Source organism: Mycoplasma sp. 1012 (assembly GCF_054343455.1).
In genome coordinates, this window is sequence record NZ_JBTGVG010000015.1 from 1 (window position 1) to 25,384 (window position 25,384).

The following is a 25,384-nucleotide window of genomic DNA, read 5'->3' on the forward strand; positions in this document are numbered from 1 at the left end:
ATAAAATACAAATAGGTTATAAAAACACTGGTGCACTTTATATTTCATTTAAGGACACCATAATTTAAATGGTGTTTAATAAGATAATTTCTCAATTTTTACGTTATTTAAAAATTTTTCTGTTAATTTTTTATTTCCTAATCATTGAGAAGCAACAGTCCCCATTGCTGCTGCATTAGCTATACGAAAAGAATTTTCAGCATTCTCTAAGTTTAAAAAATAGTTTGAAACAAACATAGAAATAACTGTGTCTCCCGCTCCTGTGGCGGAAACAACATTTATTTTCTCAATTACTGATGCTTTATAAATTTCTTTTTCTTTAGTTAATAAATATGAACCATTTTTATCCAATGAAACCATAACATTTTGACATCCATTGTTTTGAATTTTTTTCATTATTTCTATTAATTCTTTTTCTGAAGAAATTTTTGTATTGAAATTTCTTTCTAACTCGTCCTTATTAGGTTTAATTAAAAAAGGATTGTATTTAATATATGTTTGCATTTTTTCTGTATCAATGTCTAAAACAAAATTAATTCCTTTTTGATAAATAATTTCAATAATTTCTTCTGTTATAAATTCATTGCTATGTCCCATGATTAAAAGAAGATCATTTTTGGTTATTTTATTTAATTCTTTTTTGAGTTTTCCAACTAAATCATAAGACAAATTAGTTTTAGGTCCATTTAGTTCAAAATCTGTATTTTTTCCGTAAAATTTTATATTTAGTCTTGTTTTTTTAGGGTGATCTATATTTATTAATTTAATATTTTCAGTATTAAAAATTTCTTTAAATTCTTTATAAGTATCTGCATCAAAAAAACTTATTGCTGTATTATCGATATCGTGTCTTTTCAAAATAATTGAAGCATTTATTCCTTTTCCGCCTGGGAAAATGTGTGAATCAATATATCTATTTACTTCTTTTAAATTAAAAGTTGCGTTTTCAATAACCAAATCTTTTGATGGAGAAAGTGTTAAAGTATAAATATTTTTACTCATATTATTTAGCTTGTTTTTTATTTGCAAATTTGTGCATTAAAATTATTGTTAATGCTGATGCAAAAGATCCAAGTAAAATAGCTAAAATTCAAAATACAATACCTAAACCAATTTGCAATCCAAAACTATTAAGTAGATGTGTTCTTGCTAAAAAGACAACAAACATTCCACCATGTGGTGCAACAATATTAACACCAAGAAGTGCAGAAACTATACCAGCAACTGCTCCACCCACAATGTTAGCAGGTACTAATATTTTTGGTCTTTGTGAAGTATAAGGAATTGCTCCTTCTGAAATGAATGATAAACCAAAAATTATGTTAGAAATTCTTCCAGCTTCAATTTCTTCTTTAGTTCATAATTTTTTACTAATAAACATTGATAATGAAATTCCTAAAGGAGGAACCATACCAGCCGCCATTACTGCAGCCATAGAAACTGAAGATTGACCATTTACAATTGTTAATGTACCAAAAATGTATGCAGCTTTATTAATTGGTCCACCTAAGTCAATTGCCATCATTGAACCAAGAATTAGTCCTAGTAATCATGCTAAATAAGGTTTATTTTGCATTAATTGTAAAAATAATACTAAACCTAAATTTACATAAATTAATACTATGTTAACAACTCAAAATGCTAAAGCTATAACAATTGTTCCAAATAAAGGAATAAATAAAATATTTTTAATTCCTTGTAAATGTTTTGGAAGTTTTCCAAAAACATATTTAGAAAATACAATTATCATTGCACCTACAAAAAATGCTCCAAGTATTCCACCAACAAAACCTGACCCAGTTCCTAAAAATTTATCAGCATTATTTACTCCTGAGTTAGTAATTGATGGTAACAAGAATGAATATGTATCTGATAATCCTCCACTTGCTATTGTCCCGATCACAAAACCAGGTAATAACCCTTGTCTTCCTACTAAAGCAAAAGAAATATAAGCTGTAAGCACAGGAACCGCTAATCCAAGTGATACTTTACCTATTTTGAAAAATAGATTAGCAACACCGTTATTAAATCCAAATGATGCTAAAAATCCGTTAGATTGAATATCAACACCTAATGCTTTACCTACTATTAAATCGATAATGAATCCAATAGCTAAAATAATTCCACCAAAAACTATAAAAGGTAACATATATGAAATACCAGTTAATAGGGAACGATGCATTTTTTTAGCAAAACCACTAAAACTTAATTCCCCTTCTACGTTTTCAGTTTTATTTCCAGAAGAAACAGATTTAATTTTGGTTCCTTTATTATCTAAAATTTTTTGAATTTGTTCTTCTGGTTTATGTATTGCCTTTTGAGTTGAAATTTCAATAACATTAGAACAGTTGGCAAATTTTTCTTTTTCTATTTCTCTATCAACAGCTAAAATTACACCTTTTGCTTTTTCGATTTCAGCACTTGATAAAGGATTTTTTATTCCATCTGCACCTTGTGTTTCTACCTTTATTGAAAGATTCATTTTTTTAGCCTGTTCAATTAATTTTTGCTCGGCTAAATAAGTATGAGCAATTCCTGTTGGACAAGCGGTTACAGCAACTATATCATATGTTTGATTTAAATTGTTATTATTTGTATTTTTATCATTTTCTTGCTCATATTTTTCAATTAATAACATAAAATCATCTACTGTTTGAATTCTTTCTAAAGATTCAATAAAATCAGGTTTGGTTAAAAATTTTGCTAATTTTGACATTATATCTAAATGAGAATTTTCTCTTTGTTGATTAGAAAAAGCCATAGCAAAAATGTATTTAACAGGTTTTCCATCTATGGAATTTCAATCTAAATTATTAACTCTTGCAAATAATAAAGTTGATTCCTTAATACAATCATCACTCATATGTGGAACTGCAATATAGTCACCTATACCAGTTGAATCTTGTTCTTCTCTTTTTAAAAATAAATTAAAAACAGTTTCTTGATTATCACTGTATTTTTTAGAATAAAGTTCTTTAGAAAAGAAATTTAAAACTTCTTTTTTAGAACTAAATTCTTTATTTAAATAAATAGTATCTTTATTTTTAAATAAATCTTTTATTTTCATAATTTTCCTTTCTTTGTATAATTTGAATTTAATTATACCAAATAAAGAAACATATTATGATATAAAAAAATAATGGTTATATCAAATTATTTTCTATATTTAAAGAATTTTTTATAAAATTTAATACCTATTAACGTGGATGAAGTGGTTAAAAAAGCAAAAATAGGTATTAATCAAAGAAAGTTAAATTTTTTTGATTTATTATTTTTCTGTTCTTTGTTAAAAGTTTCTTTTATGTTTTTAAACTTTTCTTTTGACAAAAAATTTATGACATAAAATCTTGTTTTACCAACCAATTTGTTTTCTTTATTATTTAAATTGGGAATTATTTCAAAATTCAAAATATTACTACCGCTTTTTGATACCAATTTCTCTATTTTTTCTTTATTTTCTATATCTAAAATAAAATAATCACTTTCATAATTAAACAAAAATTCATTAAAATAATCTTTAATATAATTAATTATTTTATTTTTTAACTCAAAATAATTTCCTAATTCAGTCTTTAATTCAGGAATTTTATAATTACTCAAATCAATTAATTTTTGATTTTCTATATTTTCTATTTTTACTTTGAGTGTCGAAAAATTAACTATATTGTCATATTTTCCTTTTATTTTGAAAAAAATGAATTTGTTTCTATGAGCAATTAAAGATAAAATTTTTTCATCAAAATATTCAATTTCTAATTCATTAGGAAAAGAAATATTATTATTAATAAAATAAGTATTTATGTAAGAAATTATTTTATTTTTAATCTCTATTTCATCAATAGATTTTAGTATCAAATCTTCCATTTTTATAGTGCTTAAATCCAAAATTTCCTTTATTTTTCTTGTTTTATTTTCAAAATTGAATATAGTTATTATTTTATTTTCATCACTATGATTAGATTTTATTTTTAAATATATAAAATCTTCTTTATTTCTATTTGCTAAATTAATTATTTCTTCTACTTTTTCTGTTTCATTTTCAATGAAATAATCTTCTTTATAATTAAAATTATTTGAAATATTTTCTGATAAAAAATTTTTAATTTTTTCTAAAATTTTTTCACTATTTGTTTCATTCCCTAAATTAATACTAGTGGATGAAAAATTATTAAACATCTTTTTAACTAATTTAAAATTACTATTACTTTTTATTTTATAAACAATACTGGAATTTTCTTTTTTTATAAAATATTGCTCTTGAAAATGGTGAATAACTTCAAAATTAAAAATTAATTTGTCATCAAATTTTTCAATAAAATAACTCACTTTGTCTTTATTTTCAAAATTGAACCATTCTGGATTAGCATTTAGTTCTTGTTCTAAAGAAAAATTTTTTGATATATATTCTCTATTTATAGAAGGTATGATTTCAGTTTTATCAGCACTATTTAAATGCTCAATTTCTTGTAAATAATCAGTTCTTCAAGAAACTGGAATGTAAAAATACTTATTATTTATAACAAAATCAGAATTGGAAACTTCTTCCTTTATATCAAAACTTATTTTAATTATATTTTTATTAGTTTTTAATTGCTCAATTTTTCATATGGTTTTATCTTTGTTTTCAAAATCTAAAATGTTTTCATTAAAAAAATTTTTGTTCATTTCAAAGTCTTTTTCATTTATTGACTTAGCTTGAAGTTTAATACCTTCTTTGTTAATTAAAGGATTTATTTCAATTGTGTTTTCTAAAATTGTATTTTGAAAATAACCATTTATTGAACTGCTGACGTATTCTTGTCAGTACTTTATTATTTTTTCATAATTTATAGTTGTTATAGTTTCTTCATTAAATTTGTATTTATTTTTTAAATAAATAGATAAATGCTTCCCATATAATGTATCAAAAAAGTTTGAAATCTTGGAATTTACAAAAATTGAAGTGAAATTGTTATTACTTTTTTCGTTGCCAATCAATGCTATTTTGTAATTTGTTAATCCTTTTGGTAATTTCGATGTGAACAATCAAATTCCAGAACTTGAAAAATAATTGTTTTCATTTTCACTTATTTTTATCAATGTTCCATTATGATTATTTTCATTATCATCAATGAAATTAAATTCATTATTTTGGTTATTAATTTTAAATCTTTTATTTGATGATGTTGAATCATTTACCTTTAAATTTATTCCCTTTTCTATTACAACAGCTTCTGCAATAAAACCTATTTTTTCGAAATTTTTATTTCTTATTTTTCCTAAACTGTCAATGGGATCTTGAAGAAAAATTGTTTCATAAGGTAATAAATTTGAATTATTAGAATATTCAACTCAAACTAACTGTTTTTTTGTTCCTGTTTCTTTATCTATCAACGGGTCATAAAATGGGTTTTTCTTTTTTGAACCGTCATTATTTAAAATGAAATTATTGTTTGAATCCTTTAAAAAAGGTTCTATTAAATCTCTTTGATTTTTATTATTTGTTGGATCTCAAGCAAATCACTTTAATTTTAAATCTAAATTGTTATTTTCTATTTCAATAACTGTGGTCCATCTAAAGATTTCATTTTTATTTTCTTTATTTATATCACTTTTATCATATTTTACCAAATCTATTTTATAAACTGCATTTCTTGATTCTTTGTAGTTAAAATTTAAGTCATAGAAGAAATCTCTATTTATTACATCTATCTTTCTATCATTAATGTAAAGAATTTCATTTTCCTGTGGTAAAGTCTTAAAATTTATTTTAACTGGAGTGTTATAAACTCAATGACCACCATAAGTTTCTGTTATATTTTTATCATTTGCTTTTCTAGTTCTTGAATCATTTATCAACTCTAATGAATTATAATTAGTTATATCTAAATATTTACCAGGAACTATAACTAATCTATCTTTCATAAGTTGACTTCTAAAAATTTCAGTTTCTTTATATTTTATTGTTGTATTTTCAGTTAAATTCAATATATTTTCTGAATTTGTAATTTTATTTCTATATTTTAAAGAAAAATTGATAGTTTCTATATTTGATTTTCTAACTGTTCTATATTGAAGATTGATATCGTTTGCAAACTTTACATCATTATAACTACTTTTAAATTTTCTAATTTTTTCTTCTAAATACTCAATATTTGTTTTTAATGAACTACTTCTTTTTTCTGTATAAAGACCATTAGATGCACCTGTATCTGTATTAATTTCTAAGTAATTATTAGTTAAAAAATTAGAAAAAAATCTATTTTTTATAATATTTAAACTTTTTAAAGTTTCATAATGGTCTACATTCAATAAATCATAATTAATGTGAAAATTAAAAGATAATTTAACTTTAAAATTTGTTAATCTAACATGAATATTATCTATATTATTGCCATTAAATTGTCCATTGGTTAAATAAAATTGTAATTCTACTTTTAAATTATCCATAAAAAAACTTTTTATTTCTTTATTATTTGTTGAAAAACGTTCTTTATATTCGTCAACTTTTTCATTTAACTTGCCAAAAACATACTTACTGATATTCAAACCATTAGAACCACTTGTAGAAAATTGTAAATCAGGAAAATTTTCATTTTGCTTATCTAATCCAAAGTAAAAATATAACTGTTTATGTTGATTATTTAAAATATTATATCTAATATAAGAATTGTGAATTGCAAAAGAACCATCATCATGATTTAAACCATTTGGAGCTAATTTAGATCCTATAAATTCCGTTCTTTGAAAATTAAAATTTTGATATGTTCACCCTTCTAAACCAGAAGCTATATTTATATTAGCTCCATATCATTTGGGATTTAAGTAATTTACTCAACTTCATAATCCAAAACCACCTTTTTTATTTGTGTATTCATGTTGAGCATATTTTCTATTTCAATTATAACTATCATAAAAAACAGTAAATGGTTTTTTATTTGAATTTATTTCATTGAAAGATCTTATTCATTCACTATAAGTTAATAAATCTCTTAAATTAGGTGAAAACTCAAATTCAGTTACAAATCTTTCATTAAAATTATGATTAGTTTTTGAATTATCCCTAATGTTTTGTTCATTCAATTCCATTGATGACATCATAAAAGGTATAAACGGAACAGTTGTTAATAAAAAATTATTAATTTTCATTATTCTCCATATTAATTAGCATATTTTTCTCTATTTCGTTATAATAAACTCTAAAATATACTTTCTTTTTCAAAGAAGATACAAGTAAAGATTCTCCTTTTCTTGCATTTAATAAGAAGTTAGTATCAAATTCATTTATTAAATTAAAATTTTCATTTTTTGAAAAAGGATTAAATAAAGAATTAATTATTTTTATATCGTCACCAGGTAAATTGAATAAGAATTTATATTGAATATTTTTTAAGATTCCATTAGTTTTATTTCTCATATTTTCATTTAATGAAAAGTCAGATGGATTTTGTGTAGATAAAATAAGTGAACCTTTAAATTTTCTTATGGTTTTAGCAGTATCAAAAATAAAGTCTAATGTTTGCAAGTTTTTGTGGTCTAAAAATTTATGAACTTCATCAAAAATAACTAAACTTTTTCTTTTATTTTTATAAAAATTATCGTTTATTTTTGTTTGAATTAAATTTAAAATCATAAAGAAAAAAGCATTGGAATTTTCTTTTGTAGAATTTTCTGTAAATGTCTTTACATCTATAATAATAAAATCTGAATTTAAATCCAAATTAGTTTTACCATTATAATTAGATGAATAAATTCCACTATTTTCAAAATTAATTTTTAATCATTCTAGCAATTTTATCCTTTCTTTTTCATATATTTCTTTATAATTTTTATCAAAATTTATTTCCTTAACTTTAATTATTAAATCACTAATTATAGGGAAATTCACTATATCATCTTTTAAATTTAAATTATTATAAATTTCTTTTAACGCTTTTATAAGTATGTATTCTTTTTCTTCTGTTAAATTTGGATATAATATTTTAATTCAATTTATAAAAAATACTATTTGATTTGTTATAGATCTTTCTATATTTTTATAATCTATAACAAACATTTGTAAAGGATTTATAGTTGTTTTTCCTGTACCTAAATCAAGTCAACTAATGGGAAACATATTTTTAAAATTTTGATATTCTCTTTGTGGATCAATTATTATAACTGAACTATTATTTTTGAGATAATTATCTAAAATAATCTTTTTTATTGTAGTAGTTTTACCACTACCAGAAGTACCGAAAAAAATACAATTTGAATTTGTATGATTAAAATTTCTTTTTCAAATATCTCAAATTATAGATTGCTTTTTATTTTTTCCAAGTAGAAACGAATTTTTATCAATATTTTTTTCAAATGTAAACGGTCAAGCATAAGCAATATTTCTTGAAACCATTTCTATATTTTCTTTTAATTGATCATTATTTAAAAAAGAAAAGGTTTTATATGCATCTATTTGTCTAAAATTTAATTTATTCATTATTGATTTCTCCTTTTTTATTGAATTATTTAAAACTAAATTTACATCATTTTTTAATTCACTTAAATTTTTATTAATATTTAAAAAAAGCATTGATGTCTTAAATAACTTATAATTTTCCACATTTAAAAGATAAGATAATTCATCAAGTGCTTCAATATTTTTTAACTCTTTTTTGCTTCTATATTGAGATTTTTTATTAAATGCCATACTGGTAAGCACTTTATTATTAGCAGCGTTTATTATTTTTTCATAATCTTCGGAAGCTATAGGTGATAAATGTCAAATAATTCAAGAATTATTAGAATTGAAAAATGTTTCAGCTCATCCTACATTTAAATTTAATGCTAAATCATTAATGGTGCTAATTTTACCTTGAAAAGAGTTAACAGAAAAATGATTTTTCTTAAAAACTAATTTTTTAGGTTTTAACAAATCAATTAATTTTTCTTTACTATTAATTTCATAAAAATCATTTAAAAGATTTTCAAAAGGATTAAAAAAAGAAAATAAAAATTTTATAACATTTTCTTTATTTAGTGTATTATTAGATATTTCTTGTTTATCAAAAAAGTCTTTAATATATTTTAATTCTTCATTTATACTTTCTTTTTTTGAAGAAAATATAATAAGAAAATATTCATCTTCAAATTCAAAATTCTGAAGGTTTTTTATATCTTCTTTACAATTATCAATATATGAATTTACTTCTTGATTTACAAATTTAAAATCTTTTTCTTCATCAATATTTATAGAAAAATTTATATTTTTTCTTGCTTTTAAAAAAGAAATTTTTTCTTCTCTTGTGTTAAAAAAACTAACAAACTGATCTAAAAAATATTTCTTTTCTTCAGTGTTTCTTGTTCAAATATTCAAACCATCAAATTTTATGACTGATATAAACTTATATTTATTTTCTATTAAATTTTTAAGTTTAATTTGACCATCATCATTTATATCATCTAAATTTACAAAAAAATTTGTGTTTGTTTTTTTAGAACTTTTACTAAAATTCTTATTTTCTGTCCAAAACATTATAATTCTTCATAGAATAACTCAAATTCTTGCATTATGTGATGGAATATAAATTAATAAAGAAGCAAAAAGCAATGATAAAACAAAAATAATAGAAATTGAAATTATTTTTTTATATTTTAAAATATCTGGAACAGAATATCAACCTATAAAAAAAGAAATTATAATTTCAGAAAAAAGAAATATTAAATCAGATAAATAAAAATTTCTTGCTATCAATATTTTATTTTTTTTGATACTTTTAGGTTGAAGCATTTTTTCCTTTCAAATTAGTGGTTATATCGTTATATGTTTTATTCAAATGTATATCATCTAATTGTAGAGATATTTTTTTTGAATTTAGTTCTTCAATGGAAATAAATTTAGTTAACTCTGTTTTATTATTTTTAAGATTTGCATTTTGACTTTTAATTATTTCTTTATTTTTTATAAAATTTTTGATTTCTTTTAAAACACTATTAGTTTCCTTTATATTTTCTTTTATTTTATATTCTTGATTTGTTAAAATTGAAATATATTTTAAAAACTTATTACAAGAAATAGCACCTCCTATTAACAAAATAGTTAAAATAAACATTTTGCTAAAATAATTTAAACTATTAACTTCAGTTATTCATGAATTTATAGAAATAGCATAAAAAGAAAAAATATTCAGAATCACTAAATAAACAAAAATAGAAATAAGTTTTGAAAAGAAACTTCTTTTTCAATATAAAAATTTCTTACCTTCATCCATTAAAATTGTTGAAAAGATAAACGGAGAAATTAAAAATAAAAAGAAATATTGAAATGTTTTATTAGCTAAATTTATACCACTTTTTATAAAAATAATTATTAACGAAATACCTACTATTGCAGGAAAAAATAGCAATTGTGAAGATGAAACAGAAAGATTTTTATAAGTTTCAAAATCAATAACTGAATAAGAATTATTATTTGTCAATTTTGTTCAAATGCTTTCCTGTATATCTTCTGGTTTTAGTGCTAAAAATATATTGTTAGCTATATTAGTTTTACTATTAAAACTTATAATCAAAATATTAAATATACTATTAAATATATTAATAACAATAAAACTTAAAAGTGGAATAAGAAAAACTAATAAAATTGAAGGTATTATATTCTTAAAAAGATTAAGAATTTTCACATTTTTATCGTTTTTCTTTGAGAATGACAATTTAATAATAACAGATATAAAAATTCCTATAAATACAATGCTGTTAATTATCAAAAAAGCACTAAAAACAATAGGTATTTTAATCTCACTATACTTTAATTGCTCTGCAGCTTTGCCAAAAAATAAAAGATTAATTAAAGGCGTGCTTAAAAAATTAAAAACTTGTGTAATTACAGATAAAAATTTAAAAGGTATTGTTATGAAAACAAACCAAAAAAATGAAAAAATAGAATAAAAAATTCTATCAACTATATCTAGCATTATGATATTCCAGAAGCTGCTTTTTTACTTATATCAACTGCAAAATTTACACCAATAGCGAAAATTATGATTATAACTACAAAAATAACTAAAATTATAAAAAAATGTACAATATTAGCTTTTCTTTTTTCACCAATAGAATAAACGATTTTTATACCAGTATAAATCGCTGCAATCATCAATAAAAAACCTACAAGTCCTGCAAATGCAGATAAAACAATATAACCAATTGAACTTGTTTTTTCAGCAATTTCGTTAATTATTACTTCACCACTATCGCTAGCAAATAACTTTAACATTCTTTCTCCTTAAATTCATAGACATCCTTTACAGAAGTTATTAAATTAGCCCCTTGTTTTATTAAACTAGAGTTTCCATCTTCTTCGCTAAAGTCACCAGGAAAACAGTAAACTTCTTTTCCGACATTAAGAAAATTGCTAACCAAATTCATTATTCCACTTTTAGTTTTTGAAGAATAAATTATAAGTGCATCACTCAATGCTGCAACCAGTCTATTTCTGTTTCTCAATTTATTTTTTGAAATATTGACATTATTTGGATATTCAGAAATAATTAAAGTCTTTTCATCCAAATCCACTTTGTTGGCAAAATAAGGATTATTTAACCCATTTGCTGAAATATAAATAGTTTCACCTTGTTTTAGTTTATAAAAATCATTGATTTTCATGTCTAAGTTTTTATAATAACAAGTTACTAATGTATGTCTTTTTATAACCTCTGGTAATGATTGATTAAGAAATTCATCTATTTTTTCATTATGAAAATCACCTGTTAAAGTCATTTTTCATTCTCTTTTTAAAAGTTCTATATTTCCTTCATAAAATATAACAAAAGGTGGATTTGTTAATATTTTAAAAGATTCAGGATATTCTTCATCCATTATAGTAATTGCTTTTATTTCTTTACTTTTGACCAAATCATCTATTTTTTCCAGTTCTTCTTCTGGTACTTTTTCTAATGTTTTTAAAGCATTATAAATTTCCATAAAATTTCCTGAGTATTTTATTGCAAAATAAATTAATATATTATTCATTTTTCCCTCCATTTAAATTTTCTTTTTTTTAATAAAAAATAATAAAAAAAACTAATTTAGGAAAAAAGAGCAATTTTTCATAAATTTATAAGACTAAATAGTATAATTTAGCAATGAAAAACAATAATTGATTTAAAGACAAATTAATAAAAAAGAAAAATAAATTTTTGATAAAAAGACTTTTAAATTTCTTTATTTTAATAATATTAAAAATATCTATAAGACCTAAAACTTGAAAAACTAGAAAAGATGAAGTTAAAACTCTAGTGTCTAGAAGTATTAATAAGTTAGCTTCTGTGGAATTTGCTTTTTTACCACCTGGATTTGCTTTTTATCTTTTTGTTTCCTTTATACCTATTCTTATTATTAGTTTTTCAATTATTTCTTCTATTAATTTTGGTTGATTTTCAAATAATTTAGAAAATCTCAAAGATTTTTTATTAGAACAAATTTTAAATCGTTATATTCCAGGAATTAATAATTCAATTCCAAAAACACTTAATATTTTTTCAAGCACAACTTGAGAAACAACTACTTTTATTTTATTATTAATTTCATCGCTTTGAATTGCGTCATCAGGTTATGCAAAATTTATATCTAGTCAATCTGTTATTTATAATCACAAAAATACGGGAAATATCTTTTTAAATCGTTTAAAAGGAATATTAATTGTAATAATAATTTCAACAATTTTATCTTTATTTTTAAGTGTTTCTTCTTTAATTTTTATTTCATTAAAAAGTAAAATTGAAGAAATTTGATTATATGATTTGTCTTTTTATTTAATTTCAATTATATTTTTATTTATGTTTTTTTATATTACATGATTAATTACTTTAAAAATAAGCCCTGTATTTAAAATTAGCTTTAAACAAATTTTGCCAGGAACTTTTATTAGTGCATTATCTTCAACTTTATTTTCAATTATTTTTGGTTTTCTAGCATCAGCAAAATTTATTAATTATGATAAGTTTGGAACATTAGCTACTTTTTTATATCTTTCTACATTTTGTTTATATATTTCATACTTGTTATATTTTGGAGTTATAATAAACGAAGCATTTTATAAGAGTTTATTTAGTCAAATTACTAAACATAAATATAAATTTCAAAAAACAAAAATATAAAACACAGAAAAATTCTGTGTTTTTGTTTATTTTTTACGTCTAAAAACCTTTTTAGCGTCTGGATCAGGTTTCATAAATTTACATTCAGGAAATGAAGAACATCCAATAAATCTTTGACCGTTTTTCTTATTATAACGATAAATTAAAGGTGCTTCATTCTCAGGACAATTTTCCCCTGTATATTCCAGTGGAATTTGCACTTTTTTATTATTTTGTTCTGAATCAGCCATTTTTTCTTGAAAATCATTTCAGAAAGTATTCATAAAAGATTTGTAATCTTCTTTACCTTCTGCAATTTCATTTAATTCTTCTTCAATAGAAGAAGTGTATTTTTCTTGAATAATTTTAGGAACTGAATCTTTTAAAACTTCTAAAGCAGCATAACCAAAATCCGTAGGTATTAATGCATTATTTTTAGATTCAACATAAAATCTATCTTTTAAAACAGAAACTGTTGATGAAAAGGTGGATGGTCTTCCTACTTTAATTTCATCCATAGCTTCAATTAAAGAACCTTCATTATATCTGCTTGGTGGGTTTGTTTGATTTTCAGAAGGAATGTATTCGTTAACTTTTACAATTTCACCTTTCTTAAAATCAGGGATAAAATCATCTTTATCACGACCTATTAAAGAAAAATATCCATCAAAAACTACTTTGGAAGAACTTAATTTAAATCAGTGTCCGTTATTTTCGAATTCATAACGAACGATTTCTCTAATAGGTGTTTCCATAACAGCTTGTAAAGAAATGTTATAAATTAAATTATAAATTTTATATTGTGAATCATTTAAATTAAATTTAACTTTAGCCATATCAGGTGTTAATGTTCAATCTGTAGGTCTAATGGCTTCGTGGGCATCTTGATCTCCAGAAATCCCTTTTACAGTATTAGAAACATAGTTTTTTCCGTATTTTTTCTCTACATAACTTTTAGCGTTATTTATAAATGTTTGACTTAATCTAGTTGAATCTGTTCTTGGATAAGAAATTAATCCACCACTTTCATCAATACCTTCATAAAGTTCTTGTAAAACTTTTGTTACTAACTTAGAAGACATACCTGCTTTTTTAAACAAAGTAGATTGTTTTAAAGGTGTAATTTTAGCATCTGCTTTTCTTGTTATTTTTATATTTTTAACAACTAAATCACCTTTTAATTCTGACATTATTTTATTAATGTTAAAATTACTAATTCATTCAGAATTTTCAAATTCTTTCTTGTCCTTATAAAAGAAACTAAACTCTAAATTATTATCTGATGTTGCTTTTATTGTGTGGTATTTAGTTGGAATAAATTTTTTGATTTCTTCTTCACGATCTACAACTAATTTAAGTGCAATCGATTGAACTCTCCCTGCTGAAGGATTTGTTCTTGCATTTTGAATTTTTCTTGTTAATAAGTTGGATAATCTAAAACCAATTATTCTATCGAGCATTCTTCTTGATTTTTGTGAATTAATTAAATTTTGATCAATCATTAAAGGTTTATTAATAGCGTTTTTTATAGCTTCTTCTGTGATTTCATTATATTTAATTCTTTGATATTTATTTTCAATATTCAATGCTTCAACTAAATTATATCCAATCGCTTCTCCTTCACGATCCGGGTCAGTTGCAATTAAAACTTCATCAGATTCTTTTGCAGCTTTTTTCAATTCTTTAATAATAGTTTTTTTCTTTATATCTTCTTTATAAATAGGTTCTCAATTTTCAAAATCGATTCCTAAACCGTAAATACCGCTTGTTTTCATTTCAAAAATATGTCCATTACAAGCCATAACTTGATAATCAGTTCCTAAATATTTTTGAATTGTTTTAATTTTATTTGGTGACTCAACAATTACTATTTTTTTCATATTATTTAATTATATAAGAATATTTACATATCATCAAAACTTTTTTCATCAAAAACTCCAATATATGGTAAATTTCTCATTTTTTCCTTTACATCCAACCCAAAACCAACTAAAAATTCATTAGGAACTTCAATACCAAATTTATCTGGATTATAATTTGTTTGTCTTCCGCTTGGTTTATTCAATAAAGTTAAAACTCTTAAACTTTTTGGTTTTTTAGCTTTTAATAATTCCACAACTTTTTCAATTGTTATCCCTGAATCAATGATATCTTCTGTAATTAGAACATCTTTCCCAACAATATCATGAGCTAAATCCATAATTATTTTTACAGATCCAGTTGATTGTTGCCCACCTGCATATGAAGATAAAGTCATAAAATCAATAATATGATCAACTTTTATATCTTTAATTAATTGAGCAAGAAAAGGTAATGAACCTTTTAGTAAACCTATAATAACTAAATCCTTGGACTCTTTATATGTTTCATTAACTCAGTTAGCTAATTCCTTTATTGTTTTTTCAAGATGTTCTCTTGTGTATAACACTTTTTTTATTCTTTTGTCAATTTCCATTTTATTTATAAAATCCTTTTTTTAAATTTATTAATAAAAAATTAGGAAATATTTTTGTCCTAATTTTTTAAAATATTATTTTTTTGTTGCTTCAGCTACTTGTGCAGCTACTTCAGCAGCAAAATCAGTTTCTTGTTTTTCAATACCTTCCCCAACTTCAAAACGAACTATTTCTAGTAAAGAAGATTTTTTAGAATCTAAATATGATTTAACTTTAAAACTGCTGTCCATTACAAATTCTTGTAATTCTAAAACAATTTTAGCAAGTTCTTTTTCAACTTTACCATTAATCATCATTTGTTTAATGTTCTCTGGTTTTTTAGAATTTTTTGGATCATTTTCAATTTCTAAAGTAAATTCTTTAGTTAATTTATCAACTTCAGAACTTGGAACTTGTGAAACAAGAGCATACTCTGGATTCATAGCAGCAACGTGCATTGAAACATTTTTAGCAGCTTCTTCATTTTCTCCGTTAATTAAAACTAATGATGCAACTCTTCCGTTTGTATGAATGTATGAACCAATTCTTTGTGATTCAGATGCAGATAATTTTTTAGCTCTTCTAAAAGCAATTTTTTCACCAATTGTTGCAGTTGCATCAACACATAACTCTTCAATTGTTTTTCCGTTTTCATCTTTTAAATGAGTTGCTTCTTCATTAGAAGAAAAATCCCCTTTTAAAAGCACTTGACCTATTTTATTAACTAAATCAATAAATTGCTTATTTTGTGCAACAAAGTCTGTTTCTGAATTTACTTCAAAAACTACAGCAGCTTTTCCATTTGTTGCTACTGATACTAAACCTTCTGCAGCAATTCTTCCTGCTTTTTTAGCTGCTTTAGCTTTTCCGTTTTCTTGTAATCATAAAATTGCTTTTTCAACACTTCAACTTGAAGCTTCTAAAGCTTTTTTACAATCCACCATAGGAGCATCTGTTCTTTCTCTTAACTCTTTTATAAGAGCCATTGTATTAACTTTTTCCATTATTTACTCCTTTTCAACTTTTTCTACTTTATTTGCATTTTCTTTGAAGTTATTTCTTCTTTGAAATTCTCTTTTTTCTTTTTCTGGATCTTCAGGTAAAATAACTTTTTCATCTTCTTGATATGCAAATAATTGTTTTCCATTTTTAGCAGCAACAATAGCATCTGCTAAAATTGTTAAAATTAATGTAATTGATTTTACAGAATCGTCGTTTGCAGGAATTCCAAAATCTACTCATTCTGGATCTGCGTCTGTATCTAAAATACCAATAACTTTAATTCCTTTTCTTTTTGCTTCTTTAATAGCAATTAAATCATTTTTAGGATCAGCAATAATCATTACATCTGGAAGTCTTTTCATCTCCCTAATCCCTTGAAGATTTTTGTGTAATTTTTGAAGTTCTTTAGTTTTTAAAACTCCTTCTTTTTTAGTGTAACCTTCAAAGTTAGTTTCTGCTAATTTTTCTAAGTCTTCCATTTGTCTAACTCTTGAAAAAATAGTTCTATTATTTGTAATAGTTCCACCTAATCATCTTTCAGAAACATAAATTGAATTTGTTCTTAAAGCTTGCTCTTCAACTGCTTTTTTAGCTTGTCTTTTTGTTCCAACAAAAATAAATGAAGCTCCTTTTTGTGCTGCTTTATAAACTAATTTGTAAGCAAATTCTAAAGCTCTTTGAGTTTTTAAGATATCAATAATATGTGTTCCTAATTTTTTTGTATGAATGTATGGTTTCATTTTAGGATTTCATTGTGAAGCTTTGTGACCAAAATAAGTTCCAGCTTCTAATAATTTTTGTTTTGAAACAATTTCTCTTTCATTTGATTGAGAATGTGTTTCTTTTGCATTGTGATGCATTTCTTTTTTTTCTGACATTTTTTCCTCTTTTTATTTGTTATTCTTCCTATAATTTCGAACATTTGGCACTTTTCTCAAGCACACCCAAATGAATTCATTATAGTGCTTTTTTATTTTTTAAATTTTATATATTAAATTTTACCAAATTTTTTCAATATAAAAAGAAAGAAGTTAAATTAAGTTTCTTTCTTTTGTTTATTTTCCTTTATTTACTCATGATTCAATATTATCTAGCACTACTTTATAAATCATTGAAGCACATTCTAGCCTATTTAAGTGAGTTTTAACATCATTAAACGCCACTAAATTTCCTATTTTTTCTAAATTATCAACATTTTTCTTTTGATTTATTAAACTTTTATAAATTTCGATGATTTCTTTAATTTCTATAATTGTTTTGTTTTTTATAATGTCAAGAAAAATATCTGCTGAAGATAAAAAAACTGCACAGCCTATACCTTTAAATTTAGCATCTATTACTGTATTTTCTTGTAAATTAAGTGCTAATCAAATTTCATCAACACAATTAGAACTATGTAAATAATTATTATTTCAGTTTGGTAATTCTGCAACTTTATTTTTTGCATTAGAGTAATGATCCATTATTAATTTTCTTTTTTGATTTGCGTCCATTTTATATAAAACTTAAAAAGTCTCCTCCTTCTTTTAGTGCTTGTACTAATTTATCTACATCTGTTTTATCATTATAAAAAGCTACAGAAATTCTTACATAATTATTTTCATTTTCTACTTCAGAAAGAAGTTTTGAACAAAAATTTCCGCTTCTAACATATATATCTTTATGACCTAAATAAGAAGCTATATCTTGTGGTGCATATTGTTTTATGTTAAATAAAGTTATAAAATCACCCCTTTTAGATGATATATTTATACCTTCAATTGTTGATAATTGGTCATATAAATAATTAGCTACTTCTAAATTTAAATTATGAATTTTTTCAATTGAAACTTCGTTAATTAAATCAATTGCTTTATCTAATTGTCAAATTGCCGCTAAATTCATAGTTCCTGGTTCAAAAGCACTAATTCCGCTTTTTCGAGTTCAATTATTAGATTTATCTATTTTTTCAACTGCTCCACCACCAAAAATAACAGGGTTAATTTTATTTAAAATTTTACTTTTTATTGCTAAAACTCCTAAACCTGTAGGTCCATACATTTTATTTGCACTAAAAACTACTATATCTGAATTTTTAAAAGAAACTTTGTCATGAGCAATTGCTTGAGCAGCATCATTGAACACTATTGCTTTTACTTCTTTTGCTTTTTTATAAATTTCAGTAGAATTAAAATTTTGGTTTATGTTATTTGTAACTTGAGAATAGCAAATAATTTTAGTATTTTTATTAATATCTTCTAAAAGGTTTTTTGAATATTTTACTTTTAAATTTAACTCTTTAGCTATTTCAATTCATGGAACTATATTAGAAGAGTGATTATAAAATGATAAAAGAATTTCATCATTTGCTTTTAAAAATTGTTTAGACATTAAAGCAAATACATTAATCGATTCAGTTGTTCCTGAAGTAAAAATAATTTCATATTTTTTAGCATCTATGAGTTTGGCGATTTTTTTTCTAACAGTTTCCACTTTTTTTAACACCTGGATTCCTATTTTTGAATCTGATGTTCTAGTGCTTATTGAGTAATTTGAGTAAAAATCTACACCCGCTTCTATTACTGATAAAGGTTTTTGAGACAAAGCTGCATTATCAAAATATGTTATTTTTGATAACATAGGAAATAATTTTTTGTAGTTATTCATATTCACTCCTTTTAAATAAAGTTACATATTCTATATTTTTAGATTTATTGCCTAAAATTGGAGATTTGGAAATTTTTATAAGTTTAAAACCGTTATCTTTTCCATGTTCAACAACTCTATTTATTAAAAATTGATGATGCTTTTCATCGACATAACCACCTTTTTCTACATATTTACTACTTGCTTCAAATTGTGGTTTTATCAATAACATAATATCTGTATTTAATGTAACGATTTCTTTTATTACCTTAAACACTTCTTTTAAACTTATAAAAGAAACATCACAAACTATGATATCCATTTTTTCTTTAAAAAGTTCAAATGAAATTGACTTTAAATTTGTCTTTTCTAAAGGAATTACCTTTGTATTTGTTCTTAATGAATAGTCTAGTTGGTTTGTTCCAGAATCTAATGCATAAACTTTTTTTGCACCATATTTTAAACTAACTTCTGTAAATCCGCCGGTTGAAGAACCTATATCTAAAACTGTTTTATCTTGAAAATTTAAATTAAAAAGTTTAATTGCTTCTAATAATTTATAAGCCCCTCTAGAAACTCATTCTTTTTTTTCTTCAAAAACTTCAACTTTATCTTTTTCAAAAGAAATTTTAGTACTTGGAATAAAAATAATTTCACCATTAACTTTGACTTTACCCATCCTAATAAGAGTTTCAACGTTTTTAAGATTTTTTTGCTCTAAAATTTGTAAAAGAGTTAATTTAGACATTTTTATTTTGCTACCTCTAAAATTTTAGTTATATAATAGTTAAAATTACAAGTTGATTCCATCAATTCATTTGCAAAAAAATTAAATTTTTTTCTACTTTCTTTTTCAAACTCAAAAATATTATTGTGATCTATTTTTACACGAAAATAAAGGAAATTAGACAAATAAGTAGAAATTTTTTTATTATCTATTTTACATAAAACTTCATCTGTATTAAGTATTTGTTCTGATATCCATATAAAAGACTCTGAATTAAAGTTTTTAATCAATGAAATTTCTTGTTCATAAATCTCTTTTATATCGATTTTTAAATTAAATGTTAAAGCTAACTTTGTAATTAAAAAATACATTTTTTTATTACTAAAAATGTATTTATAATCTTTTTCATAATTATTTTTTTTAATTAAAGAATTAATTTTTTTCAATTTTAAATTGTTTTTCATATTCTTTACTTACTTTATCTAAAATAGCATTCACAAATTTATAATCTGTATCTTCTTCTAAAGTAAAATCCTTTGTTATTTCTACGAATTCATTAATTACTATTCTTTTATCCAAATACATTAATTCAAAAGCACCCATCAATAAAATTGCTCTAATTAAAGGTTTTACATTATTTCATAATACATTTTCTTTAAAAAATGAACTAATAATTTTTTTGTGGAAAAAATACTGTTTTTCTATTAATTCTAATGTTTGTATTTGTTGCTTATTTAAATCTTTACTCTCAAAAATTCGATTACTTTCAATTACAAGATCTTGTAACTCATAAGAATAAATTACAGAAATTAACTCAATTCTATATTGCTTTCTTGTTTTTTTATTAGATATTGATTTCATTTTTACTCTTCTTCAGAAAGAACAGATAAATCCATATTATGAAATACTTCTTGAATATCATCATCGTCTTCAAATTTTTCAATATGTTCTAATAATTTTTTTGTTTTTTCTTCATCTAATTGAACTTCTTGATTTGGAATATAAGTTACTTCCGCAGTTTTATATTCAAAATTATATTGTTTATCTAATGCTGTTTTTAAGCTTAAAAAATTTGATGGTTCACAATAAATTTCATAATATTCATTTTCTGATTTAAAGTCTTCTGCTCCATTTTCTAAGGCAAATAACATCAATTCTTCTTCATTTGCAAGATTTTTTTCAATTTCTAAAACACCTTTTTGATCAAAAACATAAGGAATAGAACCTTGTTTTCCTACTTGCCCTCCTGCTTTTTTAAACAGAGCTTGAATATTTGCTGTAATACGGTTCATATTATCTGTTAAACAAATAACTAAAAATGTTACACCACCAGCTAAAGTTCCTGAATAAATAACTTCTTTAAAATCAATCCCTTCTTTTGAAGCTCCTGTTGCTTTTGCTATTGCCTTTTCAATATTTGCTTTAGGCATTGATTTTGCTCTTGCTTTAGAAACTACTAATCTTAAAGCTGGATTTGTATCTATATCTCCACCACCTTTAGCTGCAGCAACCATTATTTCTTTTGAAAATTTAGCAAAAATTTTTCCTCTTATTGCATCTTGAGCACCTTTTCTATGTTTAATGTTAGCTCATTTTGAATGTCCAGCCATTTTATCTCCTTATTTTATTGAATTAAATATGTATGTAATAATTTATTTTAAATTATAATAAATTTTTTGATTTTTATTATGGTTTTTTATATAAAAATTAAAAAAATCTATTTTTTTATATTTATATAGTTATTTTAAATTTTATTTTTAAAAATTACTGTAAAAAGTTTTATAATTTTATTGTATAGATATTAAAGAAAGAGGTAAATATGTATCAATATAAAGCCATTTTAAAATCTACAAAAGAAGTAATTGCTCAAGGACATTCACTGGAAGATATAGAAAAAGATATTGTTCATTTTATAAGAGAGCAAAAAAAAGGAATTCATACTAATAGTAATGTTCCTATTGAAATTTATCATATTCAAAGAAATAAAACAGATGGAATTGATTTATCTAAAGAAAAATTAGTAAAAACTATATAAAATTCATAAATATAAATAGGATTTAGTCCTATTTTTTATACTTTAAATTAAAAAACTTCAAAAAAATGGATTTTTTTCTTTTTAAAGTTCATTTTTTAATTTTTTTATTTTTTAAGTGTTATAATGATTTTGTTATGAATGAATTAAAAATTAAAAAAACTTTTAATGAAATTTTCAGTTGAAAATCTCATTATGATGAAGAAAACAGCCTATCTTGCGGTTATAAAAAACAATACTATCATTTTTTAAGTTATGATTCAAAAACAAATACAATTTATTATAGAGTTAGTGATAGTAATAATCCTGAAGACAACAATGCTTTTTATTATGATACAAGCATTAAATATGAAAAAATGCTTGAAATAAAAAAATAAAAAATGGTGGAGATGCCGGGAGTTGAACCCGGGTCCACACATAAGCTTTATTAAAAGTTTACAGTTTATTTAGTTTTTATAATAAATTAGTCTAAAACTAACAAAAAGAATCTAATTTATTTAACTATAAATTTCTTTAGATTTTAGTTAAATCCATCTAAATATCCTTTAAAAAAACTTAAAAAATAAAATCAAAGGAAAATCTTATTTTTTAACTAATTTTTAATTAAGCAAAAATTAGATTTGAATTTGCAGAAGTTAACATGTTAAATGATACTTCTGATTTTTTATTTTCTTTTCCATTTAGAAAAGCCTAGAAGTAATTATAGTCTACTACACTACTGAGTTTTAATATTACTTATATATGTCGAAGCCAGTACACCCCCATACATAATTATTCTATCACATAAATAAAAAATATCTTAGGGAAAATCTAAGATATTTAATTATTTTAGGTTTGAAGCTCATTTTAGAAATTTTTTTACATTTGGAAAATCTTTTTTAAAATGTATATCATAAATAATTTCATCAATAAATGGTAAATAAAAATTGTCATTTCTTGATTTATACTGAATTTCAATTTGACTAAAAATTTCTTTAAAATCATTTATAGTTTTTGGTTTAGATAAATGTTTGATGAAATCTCTATAAAAATTTTCTGTTTTTAAATCCATTTTAAAAAATATTAAATAATTTGGATTTTGCTTTTTCTGTGGTAATTTTTCATATTCATCAATAAAAATGAATTCTTTTCTAAAAATTTTCTTTTTAGTAAAAATTATTTCATTGAAGATAACGATTCTTCTTGTATATTGTATTAAACTATAAATAAAAATAAATATCAAAATTTCTAAAATCAAAGTTAATGAAAAAATAACTATAAATGATATTCATATAACTTCTCAAGTAAATGAAAAGTAAAAACTATCTTCAACTTCTAAAACCTTTAAAATTGCAGAAAAAATAATCAAAAACAAAAAATACCAAAGGGGAAGTAATCCAATATATGACCGTGTATTATAACGATTAAATTTAAAGTAAATATTTTTTTCTATTTTTTCTTTATTTGTAACTAAAGTTTTAAGAGAAAAATAATTATCTTGTATTAATTTTCTAATTTTAGCACAATATTTTCTTATTAAAATAGGATATACAAATAACAATATTGAAAAAGTAACAACAAAAAAGATAATAACTAAAGGGATTAAAACATATAGTTCCATATTAACCTAAATTATCTATTTTAATTTTGTTTTTTCTATTACTGATTATAAATATTGCTCTAAAGTTGCTAAAATTAGATAATAATTTTAAACTTTTTTTCATTTTTCTCCTTTTTTATATGTATAGGGCTAAAAAAATACCCTAAAAAGGGTATTCTAGATTTATTTTTTTAATAATGTGCATTTACTATATTGTAATAACTTTTTGGTTATTACATATTAATTATAATACTATTTTTACATTTTTCAAGAAAAAAAGTAAAAAAGTGCATAAAAACTCTTATTTTAAAACAAAAAAATGAATTAATTCATAAAATTTAGATAATAAATATTATGAATTTTTCATTGGTTGTGGTGCATTTGTTGAATCTTGGTGTTGGTCACCACTCATCATTGAATTATCTGATGTTGTTTTATTTTTTTCCATACTATTAGAATCAGAATGCATCATATCATTTGAAGTATTAGGATTTTGTTTTGATGTTGATTTATCGCTAGAATCTTTCATCATCATATTTGATTTATCCATTGAATGCATTGTTTCTGTTGAATTTGATTTTCTTGTAGAGATTCCTTTTATTGCTTCAAATGTATCTTTGCTTTCAACTACAAATTCTGGTTTAAATACTATTCTTTCAGTCCCATCTTTCGCAAAGAAAATAAATGTATAGAATTTTCCTTCTGTTAGTTTATTGTCTCCAGTTCATGAAAATTCTAAAGCATTTTCATTAACTACGTCTGCATTAGCTTTTGCCATAGCCATAGCTTTTTTAACTATTGGTTTTCCATTAGCATCTTTTACTAAAGTATTGTCATGTAATGAAGTTACTTCTGTTGCAAATGCTAATCATTCTCCTTTAACACCTTGTACTGGTGTGTTATGTAATTTAAAAGTAAATATACCATTTGCATCTAATACGTTTTCACTTCTAACTGCTGGAAATTCTAATTGTCTTTCTTTTACAGTTCCTGTTGTAAGTTTAGTTACTCCATATTCTGGTACAGTAAAGTCAATTGATAAATTAGTAATTGTTTTAATGGAAGTTGCAGGGAAAATGTCTTTATTGTCTTTAATAAAATCATTTTTGAAAGTTATTTTTTCTGTGCCGTCATTTTTTCAAAAAATGAATGTATAGAATTTTCCTTCTGTAAGTTTATTGTCACCAGTTCATGAAAATACTAATGGAAAATCTTTGGAAGCATCTACTTCTTTTGCCATCGCCATAGCTTTTTTAACTACTGGTTTTCCTTTTATGTCTTTTACAAGAGTGTTATCAGTTAATGATTTTACTTCTGTTGCAAAAGCTGTTCACTCACCTGAAACTCCTTGTACTGGTGTGTTATGTAAGTGGAATGAGAAAACTCCGTTTTCATCCATTCTATTTTCTCCTCTTGCAGCAGGAAATTCTAATACTCTTTCTTTTACTTGGTTTGCTTTAGTAATTCCATAGGTTGTATAATCTAATGATTGATTAGTTTCGTTAGTAGTTTTAGCAGGATTAGAACATGAAACAACTGCAAAAACAGTTGTTAGTGTTGGTAAACCTAATAATAAAAATGATTTAAATCTTTTTTTCATAATTTCTCCTTTATATTTAAAGTTTTTTAAAATAGATCTAAAAATCTATTTGAATTATTATAGTTCTTTTGCAAGAAATTGATAACAAAACCCTATTTCTTATAATAAAATTCTTGTTTTTTACAATTTTTTGCTATTTCTAGATAAATTATTTGACTTTTTTGCAAAAAGTAGTATTATACGCCCATTTCATTTGAACTGAATTAAATAAAAAACATTTTGTAATTAAACAAAATGTTATTTTCCTTAAATGAAATATAAAGTGCACCAGTGTTTTTATAACCTATTTGTATTTT

At 23.0% G+C, this 25,384-nt stretch carries 22 protein-coding genes and 1 other RNA gene; 3 read left to right on the forward strand and 20 right to left on the reverse strand.

What is annotated here, in order from left to right:
- Positions 1-75: 75 nt before the first annotated feature.
- From ACXX89_RS02515 to ACXX89_RS02545, 7 genes are all read right to left on the reverse strand, one after another.
- On the reverse strand, positions 76-1,002 hold the full coding sequence (locus ACXX89_RS02515; RefSeq protein ID WP_436359132.1) for a PfkB family carbohydrate kinase: 927 nt from the start codon (positions 1,000-1,002) through the stop codon (positions 76-78).
- A 1-nt stretch (position 1,003) separates the two neighbouring features.
- Entirely contained in the window at positions 1,004-3,067 is a 2,064-nt protein-coding gene (locus ACXX89_RS02520; RefSeq protein WP_458557555.1) for a PTS fructose transporter subunit IIABC, read from the reverse strand.
- 86 nt (positions 3,068-3,153) lie between these two features.
- Entirely contained in the window at positions 3,154-7,128 is a 3,975-nt protein-coding gene (locus ACXX89_RS02525) for an Mbov_0399 family ICE element protein (RefSeq protein WP_458557556.1), read from the reverse strand.
- Positions 7,118-9,745: an Mbov_0397 family ICE element conjugal transfer ATPase gene (locus ACXX89_RS02530; protein ID WP_436359127.1), complete on the reverse strand. Its 2,628-nt coding sequence runs from the start codon at positions 9,743-9,745 to the stop codon at positions 7,118-7,120. The genes ACXX89_RS02525 and ACXX89_RS02530 overlap by 11 nt, the downstream gene beginning before the upstream one ends.
- Positions 9,732-10,928 carry an Mbov_0396 family ICE element transmembrane protein gene (locus ACXX89_RS02535; protein ID WP_436359126.1) on the reverse strand — a complete coding sequence of 399 codons (1,197 nt, stop codon included), beginning with the start codon at positions 10,926-10,928 and terminating at the stop codon, positions 9,732-9,734. The genes ACXX89_RS02530 and ACXX89_RS02535 overlap by 14 nt, the downstream gene beginning before the upstream one ends.
- Positions 10,928-11,227, reverse strand: coding sequence for an Mbov_0395 family pilin-like conjugal transfer protein (locus ACXX89_RS02540; protein WP_436359125.1), 300 nt, complete (start codon positions 11,225-11,227; stop codon positions 10,928-10,930). Before ACXX89_RS02540 ends, ACXX89_RS02535 begins: the two co-directional genes overlap by 1 nt.
- Positions 11,221-11,982: a DNA-processing protein DprA gene (locus tag ACXX89_RS02545; protein WP_436359124.1), complete on the reverse strand. Its 762-nt coding sequence runs from the start codon at positions 11,980-11,982 to the stop codon at positions 11,221-11,223. The genes ACXX89_RS02540 and ACXX89_RS02545 overlap by 7 nt, the downstream gene beginning before the upstream one ends.
- Before the next feature lie 113 nt (positions 11,983-12,095).
- On the opposite strand from ACXX89_RS02545, the gene ACXX89_RS02550 reads away from it, so the two are divergent.
- Positions 12,096-13,109 (forward strand): YhjD/YihY/BrkB family envelope integrity protein, encoded by a 1,014-nt coding sequence (locus ACXX89_RS02550; protein ID WP_436359123.1) that lies wholly within the window; start codon positions 12,096-12,098, stop codon positions 13,107-13,109.
- Between the two features lie 26 nt (positions 13,110-13,135).
- On the opposite strand, the gene topA is transcribed toward ACXX89_RS02550, so the two are convergent.
- The 10 genes from topA to ACXX89_RS02600 all read right to left on the reverse strand — a co-directional run bounded on the left by topA (position 13,136) and on the right by ACXX89_RS02600 (position 21,487).
- Positions 13,136-14,968, reverse strand: coding sequence for a type I DNA topoisomerase (gene topA / locus ACXX89_RS02555; RefSeq protein ID WP_436359122.1), 1,833 nt, complete (start codon positions 14,966-14,968; stop codon positions 13,136-13,138).
- 23 nt (positions 14,969-14,991) lie between these two features.
- The gene (hpt, locus tag ACXX89_RS02560) at positions 14,992-15,543 is read right to left on the reverse strand and encodes a hypoxanthine phosphoribosyltransferase (protein ID WP_436359121.1); all 552 of its coding nucleotides are present in this window, start codon (positions 15,541-15,543) and stop codon (positions 14,992-14,994) included.
- A 75-nt stretch (positions 15,544-15,618) separates the two neighbouring features.
- Positions 15,619-16,527 (reverse strand): translation elongation factor Ts, encoded by a 909-nt coding sequence (gene tsf / locus ACXX89_RS02565; protein WP_458557557.1) that lies wholly within the window; start codon positions 16,525-16,527, stop codon positions 15,619-15,621.
- Positions 16,528-16,530: 3 nt separating this feature from the next.
- The gene (gene rpsB, locus ACXX89_RS02570) at positions 16,531-17,403 is read right to left on the reverse strand and encodes a 30S ribosomal protein S2 (RefSeq protein ID WP_436359119.1); all 873 of its coding nucleotides are present in this window, start codon (positions 17,401-17,403) and stop codon (positions 16,531-16,533) included.
- 177 nt (positions 17,404-17,580) lie between these two features.
- Positions 17,581-18,018, reverse strand: coding sequence for an iron-sulfur cluster assembly scaffold protein (locus ACXX89_RS02575; protein ID WP_436359118.1), 438 nt, complete (start codon positions 18,016-18,018; stop codon positions 17,581-17,583).
- Position 18,019: 1 nt separating this feature from the next.
- The gene (locus ACXX89_RS02580; RefSeq protein WP_458557558.1) at positions 18,020-19,171 is read right to left on the reverse strand and encodes an aminotransferase class V-fold PLP-dependent enzyme; all 1,152 of its coding nucleotides are present in this window, start codon (positions 19,169-19,171) and stop codon (positions 18,020-18,022) included.
- Positions 19,164-19,898 (reverse strand): TlyA family RNA methyltransferase, encoded by a 735-nt coding sequence (locus ACXX89_RS02585; protein ID WP_458557559.1) that lies wholly within the window; start codon positions 19,896-19,898, stop codon positions 19,164-19,166. The genes ACXX89_RS02580 and ACXX89_RS02585 overlap by 8 nt, the downstream gene beginning before the upstream one ends.
- A gap of 2 nt (positions 19,899-19,900) precedes the next feature.
- Positions 19,901-20,341, reverse strand: a complete 441-nt coding sequence (locus ACXX89_RS02590; protein ID WP_458557560.1) for a hypothetical protein — start codon at positions 20,339-20,341, stop codon at positions 19,901-19,903.
- Complete coding sequence (locus ACXX89_RS02595) at positions 20,310-20,738, reverse strand: transcription antitermination factor NusB (RefSeq protein WP_458557561.1); 429 nt, start codon at positions 20,736-20,738, stop codon at positions 20,310-20,312. The genes ACXX89_RS02590 and ACXX89_RS02595 overlap by 32 nt, the downstream gene beginning before the upstream one ends.
- Before the next feature lie 2 nt (positions 20,739-20,740).
- Positions 20,741-21,487 carry a YebC/PmpR family DNA-binding transcriptional regulator gene (locus ACXX89_RS02600; protein ID WP_458557562.1) on the reverse strand — a complete coding sequence of 249 codons (747 nt, stop codon included), beginning with the start codon at positions 21,485-21,487 and terminating at the stop codon, positions 20,741-20,743.
- Positions 21,488-21,696: 209 nt separating this feature from the next.
- Here ACXX89_RS02600 and ACXX89_RS02605 point away from each other — a divergent pair, with 209 nt between their 5' ends.
- Positions 21,697-21,912 (forward strand): MAG6790 family protein, encoded by a 216-nt coding sequence (locus ACXX89_RS02605; RefSeq protein ID WP_436359110.1) that lies wholly within the window; start codon positions 21,697-21,699, stop codon positions 21,910-21,912.
- 134 nt (positions 21,913-22,046) lie between these two features.
- Complete coding sequence (locus ACXX89_RS02610; RefSeq protein ID WP_458557563.1) at positions 22,047-22,286, forward strand: hypothetical protein; 240 nt, start codon at positions 22,047-22,049, stop codon at positions 22,284-22,286.
- Between the two features lie 4 nt (positions 22,287-22,290).
- Here the strand turns inward: ACXX89_RS02610 and ssrA are convergent.
- The 3 genes from ssrA to ACXX89_RS02625 form a co-directional block, all read right to left on the reverse strand.
- Positions 22,291-22,672, reverse strand: a transfer-messenger RNA (tmRNA) gene (gene ssrA, locus ACXX89_RS02615).
- Between the two features lie 60 nt (positions 22,673-22,732).
- A complete protein-coding gene (locus ACXX89_RS02620) occupies positions 22,733-23,509 on the reverse strand; it encodes a hypothetical protein (protein WP_458557564.1) in 777 nt (258 codons plus the stop codon).
- Positions 23,510-23,840: 331 nt separating this feature from the next.
- Positions 23,841-25,088, reverse strand: coding sequence for a hypothetical protein (locus ACXX89_RS02625; protein WP_458557565.1), 1,248 nt, complete (start codon positions 25,086-25,088; stop codon positions 23,841-23,843).
- Between the last annotated feature and the right edge of the window lie 296 nt (positions 25,089-25,384).